Raw genomic sequence first — 17,087 nt, forward strand, 5'->3', positions numbered from 1 at the left:
TGTAGGGAATGCTACACAAACGTCAGTTCCAGCACAAGAGAAGGTGCCAGCGGGCGGCCGGCACAGATGTTGCACCTCCGCTCGCCTTCCCTCCCCAGACTGCCACGAGACCCCCGCGATGACCGAACACACCAAGACAGATGGATTGCCCGGCATGGACATGCCGGTGGTGCCCGAAGCCCTGGGCCGCGCGCCGCTGCGCAACGAGCGCATGAGCACCAGCAAGGTCGAGTGCAACGCCTGCCCGGTGCTGTGCCAGATCTCCGACGGCCGCACCGGCGCCTGCGACCGCTACGCCAACCGCGCCGGCGTGCTGGTGCGGGTCGACCCGGTGGTGCTGCTGCGGCGCGAGCTGGCGAGCGAATCGCCGGCGCTGGTGCCTTTTGCGCGCATCGGCAACGAGGTCGAGGGGGCCGAGCACGCCGAAGCGCCGGCGGCCGATGCCGACTGGGACGGCGATCTCCTGCATGCCGACGAGGTCTTCGTGACCGGCGTGGGCTCCTCCACCACCTATCCCGACTACAAGCCGGCGCCGTTCATCGTCGCCTCGAAGGCGCAGGGGGTCGACATGGTGACGGTCGTCACCGAAGGCATCTTCAGCTATTGCAGCTTCAAGGTGAAGATCGACACCGACCGCTTCCTCGGCGCCGAGCAGGCCAACGTCCGCTACAAGGGCGAGGTGGTCGGCCACGTCACCACGGCCGAATACGGCTCGCAGATGCTGTCGCTGGGCGGCGTGCACCACCTCACGGGCGGCAGCAAGAAGGAAGGCCGCATGACCTGCGAGCTGATGCAGCTGCTGGGCAACAAGAAGGCGGTCGAATGCGTGATCGACGGCGGCGCCAGCATGGTGATCCAGGCCGGCCGCGCGCCGATCGTCAATGGCGTCGAGGAGCAGCGCATGCGCGTGGGCTGCGGCTCGGCGGCGGTCGGCATCTTCGCGCGCCAGCTGTTCGGCCACGCCGACGAGGTGGTGGTGGTCGACGACCACATCACGGGCGTGCTGACCGAGCACCAGGCCGGGCGCTGCCTCGACATGGCGCCGTCGGGCATCCAGATGCGCGGGCGCAAGTCGACGCCGGGGCGCTATTTCCAGGTCGCGAATCCGGGCAATGGCTGGGGCGGCACCGACATCGACGATCCGCTGTCGATCATCGAGGGCTGGGAGGAGGGCGTGGCCCGGCCGGGCCTGCGCCTGCTGATGACGTCCACCACCGGCGAGCACGCGCAGTGGTATGTGCTCGACGAGCAGTTGCAGCCGGTCGAGCAGCCGATGCCGGCCGAGGTGCGCCGCATCGTCGAGCGCATCGGCGAGAACTGCGAACCCTCGCTGTGCACGGTGCTGTTCCTCGGCGGCGCCGGCGGGTCCCTGCGCGCCGGCGTGACCGAGAACCCGGTGCTGCTCACGCGGGCCATCAAGCGGGCACTGGTCAACGTGACCTGCGGCGGCGCGCCGGCCTACGTGTGGCCGGGCGGCGGCATCACGGTGATGGCCGACGTGCTGCGGATGCCCGACAACAGCTTCGGCACCGTGCCGACTCCGGCGATCGTCGCGCCGATCGAGTTCAGCATGCGGCGCGACGACTACGCCGCGCTGGGCGGCCACATGGAGCATGTGTTCTCGCTCGAACAGGCGCTGGCCCGCGGTGCCTGGCAGGACGACGGCGCCCCGCTGGCGCGCCGGTGGCTGCGCATGGATGCGGCCAATCCCTGGCCGCTCGGCCAGCCGCCGATGCTGGGTTGAATTTCATGCCTGCACAACGCACTGCGCTGGACGGTGGCCGCTGGCATCTGAACCATGGCCCGATCGACCTCATCGCCGAAGCCCACGGCGATGCGGTCGAGGTCGCGGTGGCGCACGAGCATGTGTGGCGGCGTTTCGCCGTGCTGCTCGACGAGCTGGTGGCCGAGCTGCCCCTGCTGCGCCAGCCGGTGGCCGACGGCGACTGTCCGCTGCGCGGCCCGGTCGCGCGCCGCATGTGGGAGGCTTGCGCGCCGTTTCGCGCCGGCTTCATCACGCCGATGGCCGCGGTCGCCGGTGCGGTGGCGCAGGAGCTGATCCCCTGCTACCACCGGCCGGGCATCGAGCGCGCCTGGATCAACAACGGCGGCGACATCGCCCTGCACCTGGCGCCCGGCCAGAGCGCGCGCATCGGCCTGTTCGCCGACCTCGCCCGCTTCGACCTGCGCGCGCCGGGCCTCATCACCACCGACGGCCAGTTCGAACTGCGCGCAGAAGATCCGGTGCGCGGCGTCGCCACCAGCGGCTGGCGCGGCCGCAGCTTCTCGCTCGGCATCGCCGACAGCGTGACGGTGCTGGCCGCCACCGCGGCCCAGGCCGACGCCGCGGCCACCGTGATCGCCAATGCGGTCGATGTAGCCGATGCCGGCATCCAGCGCCGGCCGGCGAACGAATGCAAGGACGACAGCGACCTCGGCGACATCCCGGTGACGGTCGACGTCGGCACGCTGGCGCCCTCGAAAGTGCATCGTGCACTGGATGCGGGCGTCGAGCGCGCCGAGGCGCTGCAGCGCCTCGGGCTCGTGGCCTCCGTGGTGCTGGTCTGCCAGGGGCAGTGGCGGATCGTCCAGCCCTTAAGCTCCGGGTTTGCGGAGCTGCTGCCGCAGAGCGAGGGCAGCATCGCTGCCGATGCAGTTGGTTCAGTATTTGCTTAACGAAAAGCAGGACACCTTTTCATGATCGATATCCGCCGCGTCTTCACCCATGTCGAGCACATCCACCACGAGTTCGGACCGCGCGCCGCGACGCCGCTGGTGCGGGGCGCCATCGGCGCGGTGCTGACCAATCCCTTCGCGGGCCGCTACGAGCCCGACATCCTGCCGATGATGGCGCTGCTCGATCCGGTCGGCGTCGACATGGCGCACCGCCTGCGCGCCGCCATGGACGTGCCGGTCGAGCAGATCGCCACCTACGGCAAGGGCGCCATCGTCGGCGCCGCCGGCGAGCTCGAGCACGGCGCGCTGTGGCACGTGCCCGGCGGCTATGCGATGCGCGAGCTGCTCGGCTGGAAAGGCGACCGCGAGGCCTACCGCAAGGGCCAGGCCGAAGAGAAGACCGGCCAGCCCGGCAATGCGCTGTCGATCGTGCCGTCGACCAAGAAGGTGGGCCCGCCCGGCGCCGCGCTCGACGTGCCGCTGACCAACATCAACGCCAGCTACGTGCGCGGCCAGTTCGATGCCATCGAGGTCCGCGTGCCGGGCGCGCCGGCGGCCGACGAGATCGTCTTCATCCTCGCCATGAGCACCGGCTACCGCGTGCATGATCGCGTCGGCGGCCTGCGGGCCGAGAACATTTCCAAGTGGGACGGCCTCCGCTGAACCCGACAGAGACAAGGAACCAACCATGAGTGCAAATATCCGCAAGCTCGTCGTCCAAGTCGACGAAACCCGCAAGGAAATGGGCCAGGCGATCGACCCGCCGACGCGCCGCGCGGTCGCCATCGCCGTGATCGACAACCCCTACGCCGGCCGCTACAGCGAATCGCTCGACGAGCTGATCGCGATCGGCGAGGAACTCGGCGCGCTGCTGGGCCAGAAGGCCGTCGCCGCGCTCGGCATCGCGCCCGGCCAGGCCCAGAGCTACGGCAAGGCCGCGATCGTCGGCGAGGCGGGCGAGCTCGAGCATGCCGCGGCCATCCTCCATCCGAAGCTCGGCGCGCCGCTGCGGGTGGCGGTCGAGAAGGGCGCCGCGCTGGTGCCGTCGAGCAAGAAGCGCGGCACGCTCGGCACCGCCATCGACGTGCCGCTGGGCCACAAGGACGCGGCCTTCGTGCGCAGCCATTTCGATGCCATCGAGGCCCGGGTGTCCGACGCGCCGCGCGCCAACGAGATCGTGGTCGCGGTGGCGGTCACCGATAGCGGCCGCCCGCTGCCGCGGATCGGCGGCCTGCAAGTGTCCGAGATCAAGGGCGAAGACGGCCTCCGGTGATGAATGTGACCCCCACGCTCCTCACTTCGTGTGTCGCTGCCCCCCGAGGGGGCCGCAGGCCGCCTTGGGGCGGCCCGGCGCCGGCCTGATTGCCGCAAAATTTTCTTTCTGTTCGATCCCAAGGAGTTCCCGATGAATCCCATGCGCCTAGCCTTCACCGCGGCCGCCGTCGCCACGCTCGCCACCGCACTCGCTCCGGCGCATGCGCAGGGCGTCATCAAGATCGGCGAGATCAACAGCTACAAGGCGCAGCCCGCCTTCCTCGAGCCCTACAAGAAGGGGATGGAGCTGGCGGTCGACGAGATCAATGCGGCCGGCGGCGTCAACGGCAAGAAGATCGAACTGATCAGCCGCGACGACAACGCCAACCCGGGCGACGCGGTGCGCGTGGCCGAAGAACTGGTCTCGCGCGAGAAGGTCGACATCCTGGCCGGCACGTTCCTGTCGAACACCGGCATGGCGGTGGCCGACTTCGCCAAGCAGAAGAAGTTCTTCTTCCTGGCCGGCGAGCCGCTGACCGACAAGCTCACCTGGCAGGGCGGCAACGCCTACACGGTGCGCCTGCGTCCCGGCACCTACATGCAGGCCGCGATGCTGGTGCCCGAGGCGGCCAAGCTCAAGAAGAAGCGCTGGGCGGTGGTGTACCCCAACTACGAATACGGCCAGTCGGCCGTGGCGGCCTTCAAGACGCTGCTGAAGGCAGCCCAGCCCGATGTCGAGTTCGTCGCCGAGCAGGCCACGCCGCTCGGCAAGGTCGACGCCGGCAGCGTGGTGCAGGCGCTGTCCGATGCCAAGCCCGACGCGATCTTCAACGTGCTCTTTGGTGCCGACCTGTCGAAGTTCGTGCGCGAGGGCAACACCCGCGGTCTGTTCAAGGACCGCGAGGTGGTGAGCGTGCTCACCGGCGAGCCCGAATACATGGACCCGCTCAAGGACGAGGCGCCCAACGGCTGGATCGTCACCGGCTACCCGTGGTACGGCATCACGACCGCCGATCACAAGAAATTCGAGCAGGCCTACCAGGCCAAGTTCAAGGACTATCCGCGCCTGGGCTCGGTGGTCGGCTACAGCATGATCAAGTCGGCCGCGGCGGGCATCGCGAAGGCCAAGAGCACCGACACCGAGAAGGTGGTCGCGGCCTTCAAGGGCCTGCAGGTCGACACGCCCTTCGGCAAGATCACCTACCGCCCCGAGGACAACCAGTCGACCATGGGCGCCTTCGTGGGCCGCACCAAGAACGAGGGCGGCAAGGGCGTGATGGTCGACTACGTGTATCTCGACGGCGCCGACGCCAAGTACCAGCCGAGCGCCGCCGAGATCAAGAAGTCGCGCGCCGCCGACTGAGCCAGGAACGAACGGGTCATGAGCTTTTCAGGTTTCATCGTCCAGCTGCTCAACGGGCTGGCGAGCGCGTCCTCGCTGTTCCTCGTGGCGGCCGGGCTGTCGCTGATCTTCGGCGTCACGCGCATCGTGAACTTCGCCCATGGCTCGTTCTTCATGGTCGGCATCTACGTCGCCTACACGCTGGTCGACCGGCTGGGCACCGGCTTCGGCTTCTGGCCGGCGCTGGTGATGGCGGCACTCGCGGTCGGCGTGCTGGGTGCGCTGATCGAGGTGGTGCTGCTGCGGCGCATCTACAAGGCGCCCGAGCTCTTTCAACTGCTGGCCACCTTCGCGCTCGTGCTGGTCATCAAGGACGCGGTGCTGTGGCTCTGGGGCCCCGACGAGCTGCTGGGGCCGCGCGCGCCGGGCCTCGCCGGCTCGGTCATGATCCTCGGGCGGCAGTTTCCTTCCTACGACCTGTTCCTGATCGTGGTCGGTCCGGTGGTGCTCGGCCTGGTCTGGCTGCTGCTGACCCGCACCCGCTTCGGCACCCTGGTGCGCGCCGCCACGCAAGACCGCGAGATGGTCAGCGCGCTGGGCGTCAACCAGGCCTGGCTGTTCACCGCGGTGTTCGCGCTCGGCGCGCTGCTCGCGGGCCTGGGCGGCGCGCTGCAGCTGCCGCGCGAGCCCGCCACGCTCGAGATGGACCTCAACACCATCGGCGCGGCTTTCGTGGTGGTGGTGGTCGGCGGCATGGGCTCGATCCCCGGCGCCTACGCCGCCGCGCTGCTGATCGCCGAGATCAAGGCGATCTGCATCTGGCTCGGCGTGGTCGACGTGTTCGGCATCCCGGTCTCGTTCTCGAAGCTCACGCTGGTGGTCGACTTCCTGGTCATGGCCGTGGTGCTGGTCTGGCGCCCCTGGGGCCTGTTCGGCAAGCCGCAGGCGCCGAGCCGCTACGTCGGCATGCAGGAAGAGCCTCTGCGGCGGCCCAGCCGCGCCTACGTGATCGCGGTCGCGCTGTTCGGCCTGGTGCTGGTCGCGATGCCCCTGCTCACCGCCGGCTCGCCCTACACCACCGTGCTGCTGATCGACCTGCTGATCGCCGCCCTGTTCGCTGCCAGCCTGCACTTCATCATGGGCCCGGCCGGCATGCACTCCTTCGGCCACGCGGCCTACTTCGGGCTCGGTGCCTACGGCGCCGCGCTGCTGGTGCGCGCCAGCGGGATGCCGATGGAACTGGCGCTGGTCGTCGCGCCGCTGGTGGCCGCGGCGGGCGCCTTCGTCTATGGCTGGTTCGCGGTGCGGCTGTCCGGGGTCTATCTCGCGATGCTCACCTTGGCCTTCGCCCAGATCACCTGGGCCATCACCTACCAGTGGGACAGCTTCACCGGCGGCAGCAACGGCCTCACGGGTGTCTGGCCTTCCGAGTGGCTGGCCGACAAGCGGACCTACTACTGGGTCACGCTGGCGCTGGTCGGGCTGGGCGTGTGGTGGCTGCGCCGCGTGCTGTTCTCGCCCTTCGGCTATGCGCTGCGCGCCGGCCGCGATTCGCAGCTGCGTGCCGATGCGATCGGCATCGACGTCAAGCGCATGCAGTGGGCCGCCTTCGTGATCGCCGGCACCGCGGCGGGCCTGGCGGGGGCGCTCTATGCCTTCTCCAAGGGCAGCATCTCGCCTGAATCGCTGAGCGTCGGCAAGTCGGTCGACGGGCTGGTGATGGTGCTGCTCGGCGGCATCCAGACACTGGCCGGCCCGGTGGTCGGCGCGGTCACCTTCACCTGGCTGCACGACACCGTGGCGCGCAACACCGACTACTGGCGCGCGATGCTGGGCGGCATCATCCTGCTGCTGGTGCTGTTGTTCCCGCAGGGCATCGCGGGCTTCGCCAAGCAGCTCTTCGATCGCCGCCGGCACAAGGCCGAAGCGGTCGAACTGAAAGAGGTGAAGGCATGAGCCTCCTCAAAGTCAACGAACTCGGCAAGTCCTTCGGCGGCGTCAAGGCGGTCGACGGCATCAGCTTCGAGCTCGCGGCCGGCGAACTGCTGGCACTCATCGGCCCCAACGGCGCGGGCAAGTCGACCACCTTCAACATGGTCAACGGCCAGCTCAAGGCCGACCGCGGATCGATCCTGCTCGACGGCCAGGAACTGGTGGGGCGCAAGCCGCGCGAGATCTGGCGCCTGGGCGTGGGACGCACCTTCCAGATCGCCGAGACCTTCGCCTCGCTCACCGTGGCCGAGAACGTGCAGATGGCGCTGCTGTCGCACGACCACAAGCTGTTCTCGACCTGGCGCCGCGCCTCGGACCACAAGCGCGACGAGGCGCTGGCGCTGCTCGACCAGGTCGGCATGAAGTCGCAAGCCGACCGGCCCTGCAGCGTGCTGGCCTACGGCGACGTCAAGCGAGTCGAGCTCGCGATCGCGATGGCCAACAGCCCGAAGCTGCTGCTCATGGACGAACCCACCGCGGGCATGGCACCCAAGGAGCGCAACTCGCTGATGGCGCTGACCAAGCAGCTCGTGATCGACCGCGGCATGGCGGTGCTCTTCACCGAGCACAGCATGGATGTCGTGTTCGCGTACGCCGACCGCATGATCGTCCTGGCCCGCGGGCGCCTGATCGCCCAGGGCAAGCCGCTCGAGATCCGCGACCATCCCAAGGTGCAGGAGGTGTACTTCGGCAGCGGCAAGACCTTCGAGAAGATTGCAGAGAAGGCCGCTGCGGTGAACGCGGCGGTCGGGGAGCACGCATGAGTTCACACGAGACCTTGCTCGAAGCCAAGGCCCTGTGCGCCTGGTATGGCGCCGCGCAGATCCTCTACGACGTCGATCTCGAAGTCCGGCGCGGCGAAGTGGTGGCGCTGATGGGCCGCAACGGCGCCGGCAAGTCGACCACGCTCAAGGCGCTGATCGGCATGCTGGCCAAGCGCCGCGGCGCGGTGCGCTTCCTCGGCCACGACATCTCGAAGAGCGAGCCGCACCTGGCGGCCCGGCTGGGCCTGGGCTTCGTGCCCGAGGACCGGCGCGTGTTCACCGACCTCAGCGTGATGGAGAACCTCGAGGTCGGGCGGCAGCCGGCACGCCGCTGGAGCGACGGCACCGACGCGCCGCTGTGGACCCCCGAACGCCTGTTCAAGCTGTTCCCGAACCTCGGCGAGATGCCGAACCGCCCGGGCGGCCGCATGAGCGGCGGCGAGCAGCAGATGCTGACCGTGGCGCGCACGCTGATGGGCAACCCGTACCTGGTGCTGCTCGACGAGCCCTCGGAGGGTGTCGCGCCCGTGATCGTCGAGCAGATGGCGAACATGATCCTGGAGCTGAAGGCGCAGGGCGTGAGCATCCTGCTGTCCGAGCAGAACATGCACTTCGCGGAGCTGGTGTCCGACCGGGCCTACGTGCTCGAGAAGGGTCAGATCCGCTACCAGGCGTCGATGGCCGAACTGGCGGCCAACGACGAAGTCCGCCGTGCCTACCTGAGCGTCTGAGTCTTTGTTCAACCCGAGGAGCGACACCATGCAACGCAGAACCGTCCTGAAATCCGCGGCCGCTTTCGGCCTTGTCAGTGGCCTTGGCATCTCGATGCCGCTGTTCGCGGCCGCGAAGATCAAGCCGGCGGCCAATGCGGCGCTGATCGTGGTCGACGTGCAGAACTGTTTCATCGAAGGCGGCACGCTGCCGGTGAAGGGCGGCGCCGAGGTGGTGCCGGTCATCAACAAGCTGGCCGATGCATTCCAGAACATCGTCGTCACGCAGGACTGGCACACGCCCGGCCATGCCTCGTTCGCGAGCACCTACGCCGGCAAGAAGCCTTTCGAGACCACCAAGCTCAGCTACGGCTCGCAGGTGCTGTGGCCCGACCACTGCGTGCAGGGCACCGACGACGCCGCGCTCAACAAGGACCTGAAGCTGCCGACCGCGCAGATCATCATCCGCAAGGGCTTCCACAAGGACATGGACAGCTATTCGGCCTTCGAGGAGGCCGACCACAAGACCGCCACCGGGCTGGCCGGCTACCTGAAGGCGCGGGGCGTGAAGACCGTGTTCGTCACCGGCCTGGCGACCGACTTCTGCGTCGCCTGGACCGCGATGGATGCACGCAAGGCGGGCTTCGAGGTCTACGTGATCGAGGACGCGACGCGCGCCATCGACCTCAATGGCTCGCTGGCCGCGGCATGGAAGCAGATGGCGGCCAAGGGCGTGAAGCGCATCCAGTCCACGGACATCGTCTGAGCCGCCCGGGAAGATGCCGGAGCTCGGACTCAAGGTCAACGGACGCAGCGTCGAACTCAGGGCGTCGCACGAGGCCTCGCTGCTGCATGTGCTGCGCAACGACCTGGGACTCAACGGGCCCAAGTTCGGCTGCGGCCTCGGCCAGTGCGGCGCCTGCACCGTGTGGGTCGACGGCACGGCGGCGCGGGCCTGCGTGATTCCGGCGCACGGCGTGGCCGGCCGCGAGATCACCACGCTCGAAGGCCTCGGCACCCGTGAGCACTGGCATCCCGTGCAGCAGGGCTTCGAAGACGCCCAGGCCGCGCAGTGCGGCTACTGTCTCAACGGCATGGTGATGCAGGCCGCGGCGCTGCTCGCGCGCGAGCCGAATCCGAGCGAGGCGCGCATCCGCAGCGAGCTGTCGGGCAACCTGTGCCGTTGCGGCACCCACGTCGAGATCCTGGCCGCGGTGCAGCGTGCCGCGCTGCGGATCGCGGAAGGCGCTGGCACGTGACGCGCCGCGCCGACCTGCCCCGCACGCGCAGCGATTTCCTCCAGGCCGACGGCGTTCTCGTCGTCGTGCGCGAGACGCCCCCGGCGCCGCCGCCGTCGCCGGGCCAGCCGGCGGCGGTGGCGGGCAATCCGGCCGAGGGGCCGGAGGTGCTGCTCGCGGTCTGGGACGACGGCAGCGTCACGGCGCTGAACGGCCATGTCGACCTCGGCACCGGCATCCAGACCGCGCTGTCGCAGATCGTGGCCGAGGAGCTCGACCTGCCGATGGCGCAGGTCCGCATGGTGCTCGGCGACACCGCGCGCGCGCCCAACCAGGGGGCGACGATCGCCAGCGCCTCGGTCCAGATCCACGCGGCTCCGCTGCGGCATGCGGCGGCGCAGGCGCGCGGCTGGCTGATCGCGCAGGCAGCGGAGCAACTGGGCGTGCAACCCGCGCTGCTGACCCTGCGCGACGGCCGGGTCCGGCACCGCGACGACCCGGCCTTCGGCATCGGCATCGGCGAGCTGGTGGCCGGCGGGCGCAGCGTGCTGCAGCTGGACACGTTGTCGAAACCGAAGGACCCGGCCGACTACCGCATCGTCGGCCGTTCGCAGCCGCGCGTCGATATCCCTGCCAAGCTGGCCGGCGAGACCGTCTTCGTGCACGACATGCGCCTGCCCGGCATGCTGCACGGCCGCGTCGTGCGGCCGCCGTATGCGGGGGCGGACCATGGCGACTACATCGGCAACACGCTGGAGTCGGTCGACGAGGCCTCGATCGCGCACATTCCCGGCATCCGTGCCGTGGTCGTGATCCGCGATTTCGTCGGCATCGTCGCCGAGCGCGAGGAGCACGCCGAACAGGCGCTGCGCGAACTGCGCGTGCACTGGAAGGCCTGGCCCGGCCTGCCGCCGCTCGACGACCTCGAAGGCGCGATCAGCGCCAACCCGTCGACGCAGCGCCTGCTGGTCGACGAAGGCGATGTCGACGGCGGGCTGGCGGGCGCGGCGCAGCCGATGCCGCGGACCTACGTCTGGCCGTATCAGATGCATGCGTCGATCGGGCCCTCTTGCGCGCTGGCGCACTGGCAGCCGGGTGACGGAGCCGCGCTGCGCGTCTGGGCTGGCTCCCAGAACCCGCACGTGCTGCGCGCCGACCTCGCGAAACTCATGGGCCTGGACGACACCGCGGTCGACGTGGTGCGCATGGAGGCCGCCGGCTGCTACGGCCGCAACGGCGCCGACGATGTCGCGGCCGACGCGGCCCTGCTGGCGCGCGCGGCCGGCGCCCCGGTGCGGGTGCAGCTCACGCGCGAGCAGGAGCACCTCTGGGAGCCCAAGGGCGCCGCGCAGCTGATGCGCGTCCAGGGCGGGCTCGATGCCGAGGGCGGCGTCGCGGCCTACGACTTCGAGACCTCCTACCCGTCGAACGGCGCGCCGACGCTGGCCTTGCTGCTGACCCGGGCCGTCGAGCCGGTGGCGCAGGCCTTCGAGATGGGCGACCGCACCGCGCGGCCGCCCTACAGCTATCCGAACCTGCGGGTGAAGGTCAACGACATGGCGCCGATCGTGCGCGCCTCGTGGCTGCGCGGGGTGTCGGCGCTGCCGAGCTCGTTCGCCCACGAGTCCTATGTCGACGAACTCGCGACCGCCGCGGGTGTCGACCCGGTGGCTTTCCGGCTGCGCCATCTGCACGATCCGCGCGCCGCCGAGCTGGTGCGCCAGACCGCGCAGAAGGCCGGCTGGCGCATGCGCACGGGCCCGCAGGAGAACGCCGACAACGGCCTCGGCCCGGGCGGCGACGTGCTGTTCGGCCAGGGCTTCGCGTATGCGCGCTACGTACACAGCAAGTGGCCGGGCTTCGGCGCCGCCTGGTCGGCCTGGGTGGCCGATGTCGAGGTCAACCGCAAGACCGGCGAGGTGCATGTGCGGCGCGTGGTGGTCGGCCATGACGCCGGGCTGATGGTCAACCCGGCCGGTGTCGAGCACCAGATCCACGGCAACGTGATCCAGACGACCAGCCGCGCGCTCAAGGAGCAGGTGCGCTTCGCGCCGCAGGCCGCGCCCGGGTCGGCGCTGCTGCCCGGCCGGCCGCCTTCGGGCGTGGTCGCCAGCCGCGAGTGGGGCAGCTACCCGATCATCAACTTCCGCGAAGTGCCGGTGATCGAGGTGATGCACCTGCAGCGGCCCGGCGAGCCGTCGCTGGGCGCCGGCGAATCGTCCTCGGTGCCGGGCACCGCCGCGATCGCGAACGCGATCTTCGATGCCACCGGCGTGCGCTTCCGCTCGCCGCCGTTCACGCCCGAAGTGGTGCGGGCGGCGCTCAATCCGCTGCCGGCGCCGGCCGGGCCCGATACCGCCCCCGCCGAGGCCCGGCGGCAGCTGCCGGCCTCCGCACCATGGCCGAAGCGGCGCGGCCTGTGGGCCGGCGCCGGCGCGCTCATCGTCGGCGGCATCGGCGTGGTCGCGGGGCTCGCGGGCTGGCGCTCGGCGATCGCGCCGGTCAGCTTCAGTGCGCCGGCTTACAGCGAGGCGACGATCGAGCGCGGGCGCCGGCTGGCCGCGCTCGGCGACTGCGCGGTCTGCCACACGGCGCCGGGCGGCACGCCCAACGCGGGCGGCCGGGCGATGGAGACGCCCTTCGGCACCATCCACACCACCAACCTCACGCCCGATGCCGACACCGGCCTCGGCCGCTGGTCGTTCACGGCCTTCCAGCGGGCGATGCGCGAGGGCATCTCGCGCGACGGCCATCACCTGTACCCGGCCTTTCCGTACACCGCCTTCGCCAAGACCAGCGACGACGACCTGCAGGCGCTCTACGCCTACTTCATGTCGCTGCCGCCGGTGCGCGCCGAGACGCCGCCGGCGGCACTCAAGTTCCCCTTCGGCCTGCGCCCGCTGATGGCCGGCTGGAACGCGCTGTTCCACGACCCCGCGCCCTACCGGCCGGTGACGGCCCAGAGCGCCGAATGGAACCGTGGCGCCTACCTGGTCAACGGCCTGGGCCACTGCGGCGCCTGCCACACGCCGCGCAATGCGCTCGGCGCCGAGCGGGGCGGCAGCGCCTCGCTGTCGGGCGCGATGATCGACGGCTGGGAGGCGCCGGCGCTGACCGCGCTGTCGACCGCCGGCGTGCCGTGGACCGCCGACGCGCTCTACGGCTACCTGCGCCACGGCCATGCGAAAGCGCACGGCATCGCCGGCGGTCCGATGGCCGAGGTGGTGCGCGAGCTGGCGCAGGTGCCCGACGCCGACATCCGCGCCATGGCCACCTACCTGGCGTCCTTCAACACCGCCACCACGCCGGCGGAGGCGGAGGCCCGGGCGCAGCGCCTAGTGGCGGAGGCGGCGGCGCAGCAAGGCCGGCTGCTCGGGCCCGCGCAGCGCATGTTCGACAGCGCCTGCGCCGCCTGCCACCACGATGGCGACGGGCCGACGCTGCTGGGCGTGAACACGCCGCTGGCGCTCAACAGCAACCTCACGAGCGCGCGGCCCGACAACCTGCTGCGCACCATCCTCGACGGGGTGCGCGAACCGGCTGCGCGCGACATCGGCTTCATGCCGGCCTTCCGCGAGGCGCTCGACGATGCCCAGATCGCCGAGCTGGCCGGCTACATGCGCGCCCGCTTCGCGCCGCAGGAACCGGCCTGGGCGGACCTGCCCGGGCGCGTGGCCCGCCTGCGGGCCGAGACGCCGAGCGCCCCGCGACGCTGAGAGTCCCGTACGATCCGGGGCGCAGAGGCCGAAATCGCCGGCCCGCTCCCTGGAGACCTTCGCATGACCTCGATGCTTTCGCCCGCCCAGTCCCTGCCTCGCGATGCCGAGCGCGCCACCCTGGTCGGGCGCCTCTGGCAGCCCGACATCGGCCCGGTGCTGGTCGCCGTGCACGAAGGCGGCCTGCACGACCTGTCGCGGGTCGCCGCCACCGCAAGCCAGTTGCTGGAACTCGACGATCCGGTCGGCGCGGTGCGCGAGGCCCTGCGCGACGAGCGCACGCAGCGCGTGGCGTCGCTCGAGCAGGCGCTGGCCAACAGCGACGAGACCCGGCGCGACGCGCAGCACCCGTGGCTGCTCGCGCCCTGCGACCTGCAGGCGGTCAAGGCCAGCGGCGTGACCTTCATCGCCAGCCTGCTGGAGCGTGTGATCGAAGAGCAGTCGCGCGGCGATGCCTCCAAGGCCGAATCGATCCGCGCCGCGCTCGGCGGCGTGCTGGGCGACAACCTGGCGGGCATCGTGCCCGGCTCGCCGCAGGCCGCCAAGGTCAAGGACGTGCTGATCGCGCAGGGCGCCTGGTCGCAGTACCTCGAGGTCGGCATCGGGCCCGACGCCGAGATCTTCACCAAGGCCCCGGTGCTGGCCGCGGTCGGCACCGGCGCCGACGTCGGGATCCATTCGGGTTCGGTCTGGAACAACCCCGAGCCCGAGGTGGTGCTGGCGGTCGACAGCCGCGGCCGGACGCTCGGCGCGGCGCTGGGCAACGACGTCAACCTGCGCGACTTCGAGGGCCGCAGCGCGCTGCTGCTCGGCAAGGCCAAGGACAACAACGCGTCGTGCGCGATCGGGCCTTTCATCCGGCTGTTCGACGAGCACTTCGGCATCGACGACGTGCGCCGCGTCACGGTGGCGCTGCGGGTGGTCGGGCCCGAGGGCTTCACGCTCGACGGCGCGAGTTCGCTTTCGAAGATCAGCCGCGACCCGCTCGACCTGGTGTCGCAGGCGATCGGCCCGCACCACGCCTATCCGGATGGCTTGATGCTGTTCCTGGGCACCATGTTCGCGCCGACCCAGGACCGGCACGGGCCGGGCCAGGGCTTCACGCACGTGGTCGGCGACCGGGTGACGATCTCGGCGCCCGAACTCGGCGCGCTGCACAACCGAGTGGTGCATGCGGACCAGGCACCGCGCTGGACCTTCGGCATCGGCGCCTTGATGCGCAACCTGGCCGGCAGAGGGATCATCTGACGCGCCGCCGCTGGGCGCCGAGCAGCGCCAGCACGGCGACCAGGCTGGCCGCCAGCAGGATCCACAGGCCGGCCGTATAGCCGCCCGCGGGCGTCCACAGCAGGCCCAGCATCAGCGGCGCGATGGCGCGGGCGATCGCACTCGGCAGGCCGAGGGCGCCGTTCAGCGTCGCCACGTGCTCGCGGTTCACGTACTGCGCGATCGCGGTGCCCTTGACGATCGTCAGCATGCCGTTGCCCATGCCGTAGAACAGCACGAAGGCGAGCGCCGCGGCCGGATGCCCGGCGCCGGCCAGCAGGGTCGCCAGGCCGATCGGGATCAGGCAGGGAATCAGCCGGTTCGCCAGATGCAGGTCGAAGTGGTGCTCGAAGAAGTAGAGCAGGGCGCGGCCGAACACCTGCACGATGCCGATCGCGGCCGGCACCGCGATGGCCCAGGTCTCCGACAGCCCGGCGCCGCGCAGCAGGCTCACCATGTGCGGCGGCAGCGCGGCGGTCACGGCCATCAGCAGCACGGTGAAGACGCCGATGAGCAGGAAGGGTGCGCTGCGCAGGTAGTGGCCGACGGGACGCCGCGCCGCCGTGGCGCCCGCCGCCGGCACGGCGATGCTGCGCTTCGGCGCATGACGCAGGATGCGCGCGTGCAGCGGCGCGCACAGCAGCAGGTGGACCGCGGCCAGCACCCACAGTGCATGGCGCCAGCCCAGCTGCGCGATCAGCCAGGCATCGAGCGGAATGAAGACCGTGCTGGCCAGCCCGCCAAGGAAGGTGAGCGTGATGATGGCGCGCCGGAAGTCGTTGGGGAAGCGGCGCGTGACGACCGCGAAGGCCGGCGTGTAGAGCGTGGCCGACAGCGCCGCGCCGAGCAGCAGCCAGGCCGCGTAGAAGCCGGCGGCGGTGTGCGCCACGCTGTTCAGCAGCAGTCCGGCGGCGATCAGCACCGAGCCGCCGGTCATCACGGCGCGCTCGTGTCCGCGGTCGATCCAGCGGCCGACGGGCCAGGCCATGACCCCCTCCGCCAGCAGCGCGAGGCTGAAGGCCAGCGAGGATTGGGCCCGGCTCAGGCCGAGCTCGCGCTCGACCGGCTCCATCAGGAGCGCGAAGGTGTAGAAGACGCTGCCCCAGGTGACGAGCTGGCCGAGGGAGAGCCAGCCGACGAGGCGGCGGTCGTAGGGGGGCGGCGGGGAGGGGGAGAGGCCCATGGGCCGACTCTACCGACCCGGGTCCGCGCTCAGCCTGCGGTTTCGAGTGCCGACGCCGCCGCGCGTGCTTCGCCAGCCGCCGAAGCCAGCAGCAGCTTGTAGATCACCGCCCCGATGACCGCGCCCATGATCGGCGCGACCCAGAACAGCCACAGCTGGTCGACCGCGATGGCCGGGCCGAACAGCGCCGGGCCGGTGCTGCGTGCCGGGTTGACCGAGGTGTTGGTCACCGGGATCGAGACCAGGTGGATCAAGGTCAGGCACAAGCCGATCGCCAGGCCGCCGAAGCCCGCGGCGCTGTTCCTGGCCGTCGCGCCGAGGATCACGATCAGGAAGATGGCGGTCAGCACGACCTCGGTCAGCAGCGCCGCCTTGAAGCCGAAGCCGCCCGGCGAATGTTCGCCGAAGCCGTTGGTCGCGAAGCCGCCGATCTCGGCGCCCGGCTTGCCGGTGGCGATCGCGTAGAGCACGAAGGCCGCGGCGATGGCGCCGAGCACCTGGGCGACGATGTAGCCGGGCAGCTCGGCGGCGCGGAAGCGCCCTGCCACCACCAGGCCCACCGACACGGCGGGATTGAAGTGGCCCCCGGAGACCGGGCCGAGGGCATAGGCGCCGGTCAGCACCGTGAGGCCGAAGGCCAGCGAGACACCGACAAAGCCGATGCCCAGGCCTGGGAAGGCGGCGGCCAGGACGGCGCTGCCGCAGCCGCCGAAAACGAGCCAGAACGTGCCGATGAATTCGGCCGACAGCTTCTTGAAGGTACTGTGTTCCATATTTTTTTTGATCCCTGAATCTTCATGTGTGACAAACAAGCCCGTCGACCGAGGCCGAGGGCGGCCGGATTCTAGGGAGCCGGGCGGACCAAGAAAGCCGGCGCCGCGGAGCGGGCCGCGGTGATGCGCCGTTGTTCACGGAAGCTCGCGTTTTCTTTGCTGCCGCGGCGTCG

Annotated in this window: 14 protein-coding genes; 12 read left to right on the forward strand and 2 right to left on the reverse strand. The window is 70.6% G+C overall.

Annotated features, from left to right (window positions below):
• The first annotated feature begins 118 nt into the window (after window positions 1-118).
• From AC1DF3_RS03465 to AC1DF3_RS03520, 12 genes are all read left to right on the forward strand, one after another.
• Entirely contained in the window at window positions 119-1,744 is a 1,626-nt protein-coding gene (locus AC1DF3_RS03465; RefSeq protein ID WP_286535191.1) for a 6-hydroxynicotinate reductase, read from the forward strand.
• A 5-nt stretch (window positions 1,745-1,749) separates the two neighbouring features.
• Window positions 1,750-2,676 (forward strand): UPF0280 family protein, encoded by a 927-nt coding sequence (locus tag AC1DF3_RS03470; protein WP_478138828.1) that lies wholly within the window; start codon window positions 1,750-1,752, stop codon window positions 2,674-2,676.
• A 21-nt stretch (window positions 2,677-2,697) separates the two neighbouring features.
• Window positions 2,698-3,339 carry an amino acid synthesis family protein gene (locus AC1DF3_RS03475; protein ID WP_286372132.1) on the forward strand — a complete coding sequence of 214 codons (642 nt, stop codon included), beginning with the start codon at window positions 2,698-2,700 and terminating at the stop codon, window positions 3,337-3,339.
• Between the two features lie 25 nt (window positions 3,340-3,364).
• Window positions 3,365-3,949, forward strand: coding sequence for an amino acid synthesis family protein (locus AC1DF3_RS03480; RefSeq protein ID WP_286535189.1), 585 nt, complete (start codon window positions 3,365-3,367; stop codon window positions 3,947-3,949).
• 132 nt (window positions 3,950-4,081) lie between these two features.
• Complete coding sequence (locus AC1DF3_RS03485) at window positions 4,082-5,293, forward strand: ABC transporter substrate-binding protein (RefSeq protein WP_301804547.1); 1,212 nt, start codon at window positions 4,082-4,084, stop codon at window positions 5,291-5,293.
• 18 nt (window positions 5,294-5,311) lie between these two features.
• Window positions 5,312-7,228: an ABC transporter permease gene (locus AC1DF3_RS03490; protein WP_478138829.1), complete on the forward strand. Its 1,917-nt coding sequence runs from the start codon at window positions 5,312-5,314 to the stop codon at window positions 7,226-7,228.
• Complete coding sequence (locus AC1DF3_RS03495) at window positions 7,225-8,028, forward strand: ABC transporter ATP-binding protein (RefSeq protein ID WP_286535185.1); 804 nt, start codon at window positions 7,225-7,227, stop codon at window positions 8,026-8,028. Before AC1DF3_RS03490 ends, AC1DF3_RS03495 begins: the two co-directional genes overlap by 4 nt.
• Window positions 8,025-8,759, forward strand: coding sequence for an ABC transporter ATP-binding protein (locus AC1DF3_RS03500; protein ID WP_286521712.1), 735 nt, complete (start codon window positions 8,025-8,027; stop codon window positions 8,757-8,759). The genes AC1DF3_RS03495 and AC1DF3_RS03500 overlap by 4 nt, the downstream gene beginning before the upstream one ends.
• A gap of 28 nt (window positions 8,760-8,787) precedes the next feature.
• Complete coding sequence (pncA, locus tag AC1DF3_RS03505; protein WP_286535184.1) at window positions 8,788-9,504, forward strand: bifunctional nicotinamidase/pyrazinamidase; 717 nt, start codon at window positions 8,788-8,790, stop codon at window positions 9,502-9,504.
• Window positions 9,505-9,517: 13 nt separating this feature from the next.
• The gene (locus AC1DF3_RS03510) at window positions 9,518-9,997 is read left to right on the forward strand and encodes a (2Fe-2S)-binding protein (RefSeq protein ID WP_286535183.1); all 480 of its coding nucleotides are present in this window, start codon (window positions 9,518-9,520) and stop codon (window positions 9,995-9,997) included.
• Window positions 9,994-13,692 carry a molybdopterin cofactor-binding domain-containing protein gene (locus AC1DF3_RS03515; protein ID WP_478138830.1) on the forward strand — a complete coding sequence of 1,233 codons (3,699 nt, stop codon included), beginning with the start codon at window positions 9,994-9,996 and terminating at the stop codon, window positions 13,690-13,692. Before AC1DF3_RS03510 ends, AC1DF3_RS03515 begins: the two co-directional genes overlap by 4 nt.
• A 63-nt stretch (window positions 13,693-13,755) precedes the next feature.
• Entirely contained in the window at window positions 13,756-14,940 is a 1,185-nt protein-coding gene (locus AC1DF3_RS03520; protein ID WP_286535181.1) for a fumarylacetoacetate hydrolase family protein, read from the forward strand.
• Here the strand turns inward: AC1DF3_RS03520 and AC1DF3_RS03525 are convergent.
• Together AC1DF3_RS03525 and aqpZ are read right to left on the reverse strand one after the other, a co-directional pair.
• Window positions 14,933-16,141, reverse strand: coding sequence for an MFS transporter (locus AC1DF3_RS03525; protein ID WP_478138831.1), 1,209 nt, complete (start codon window positions 16,139-16,141; stop codon window positions 14,933-14,935). The two genes, AC1DF3_RS03520 and AC1DF3_RS03525, sit on opposite strands and share 8 nt — an antisense overlap.
• 29 nt (window positions 16,142-16,170) lie before the next feature.
• Window positions 16,171-16,914 (reverse strand): aquaporin Z, encoded by a 744-nt coding sequence (gene aqpZ / locus AC1DF3_RS03530; RefSeq protein WP_478138832.1) that lies wholly within the window; start codon window positions 16,912-16,914, stop codon window positions 16,171-16,173.
• Window positions 16,915-17,087 lie beyond the last annotated feature (173 nt).

Source organism: Variovorax sp. 10N432, assembly GCF_056394465.1.

Excerpts from the sequence above, each read along its gene's own strand:
- AC1DF3_RS03465 (WP_286535191.1), top strand. The coding sequence starts at position 119 with ATGACCGAACACACCAAGACAGATGGATTGCCCGGCATGGACATGCCG.
- AC1DF3_RS03470 (WP_478138828.1), top strand. The coding sequence starts at position 1,750 with ATGCCTGCACAACGCACTGCGCTGGACGGTGGCCGCTGGCATCTGAAC.
- AC1DF3_RS03475 (WP_286372132.1), top strand. The coding sequence starts at position 2,698 with ATGATCGATATCCGCCGCGTCTTCACCCATGTCGAGCACATCCACCAC.
- AC1DF3_RS03480 (WP_286535189.1), top strand. The coding sequence starts at position 3,365 with ATGAGTGCAAATATCCGCAAGCTCGTCGTCCAAGTCGACGAAACCCGC.
- AC1DF3_RS03485 (WP_301804547.1), top strand. The coding sequence starts at position 4,082 with ATGAATCCCATGCGCCTAGCCTTCACCGCGGCCGCCGTCGCCACGCTC.
- AC1DF3_RS03490 (WP_478138829.1), top strand. The coding sequence starts at position 5,312 with ATGAGCTTTTCAGGTTTCATCGTCCAGCTGCTCAACGGGCTGGCGAGC.
- AC1DF3_RS03495 (WP_286535185.1), top strand. The coding sequence starts at position 7,225 with ATGAGCCTCCTCAAAGTCAACGAACTCGGCAAGTCCTTCGGCGGCGTC.
- AC1DF3_RS03500 (WP_286521712.1), top strand. The coding sequence starts at position 8,025 with ATGAGTTCACACGAGACCTTGCTCGAAGCCAAGGCCCTGTGCGCCTGG.
- pncA (WP_286535184.1), top strand. The coding sequence starts at position 8,788 with ATGCAACGCAGAACCGTCCTGAAATCCGCGGCCGCTTTCGGCCTTGTC.
- AC1DF3_RS03510 (WP_286535183.1), top strand. The coding sequence starts at position 9,518 with ATGCCGGAGCTCGGACTCAAGGTCAACGGACGCAGCGTCGAACTCAGG.
- AC1DF3_RS03520 (WP_286535181.1), top strand. The coding sequence starts at position 13,756 with ATGACCTCGATGCTTTCGCCCGCCCAGTCCCTGCCTCGCGATGCCGAG.
- AC1DF3_RS03525 (WP_478138831.1), bottom strand. The coding sequence starts at position 16,141 with ATGGGCCTCTCCCCCTCCCCGCCGCCCCCCTACGACCGCCGCCTCGTC.
- aqpZ (WP_478138832.1), bottom strand. The coding sequence starts at position 16,914 with ATGGAACACAGTACCTTCAAGAAGCTGTCGGCCGAATTCATCGGCACG.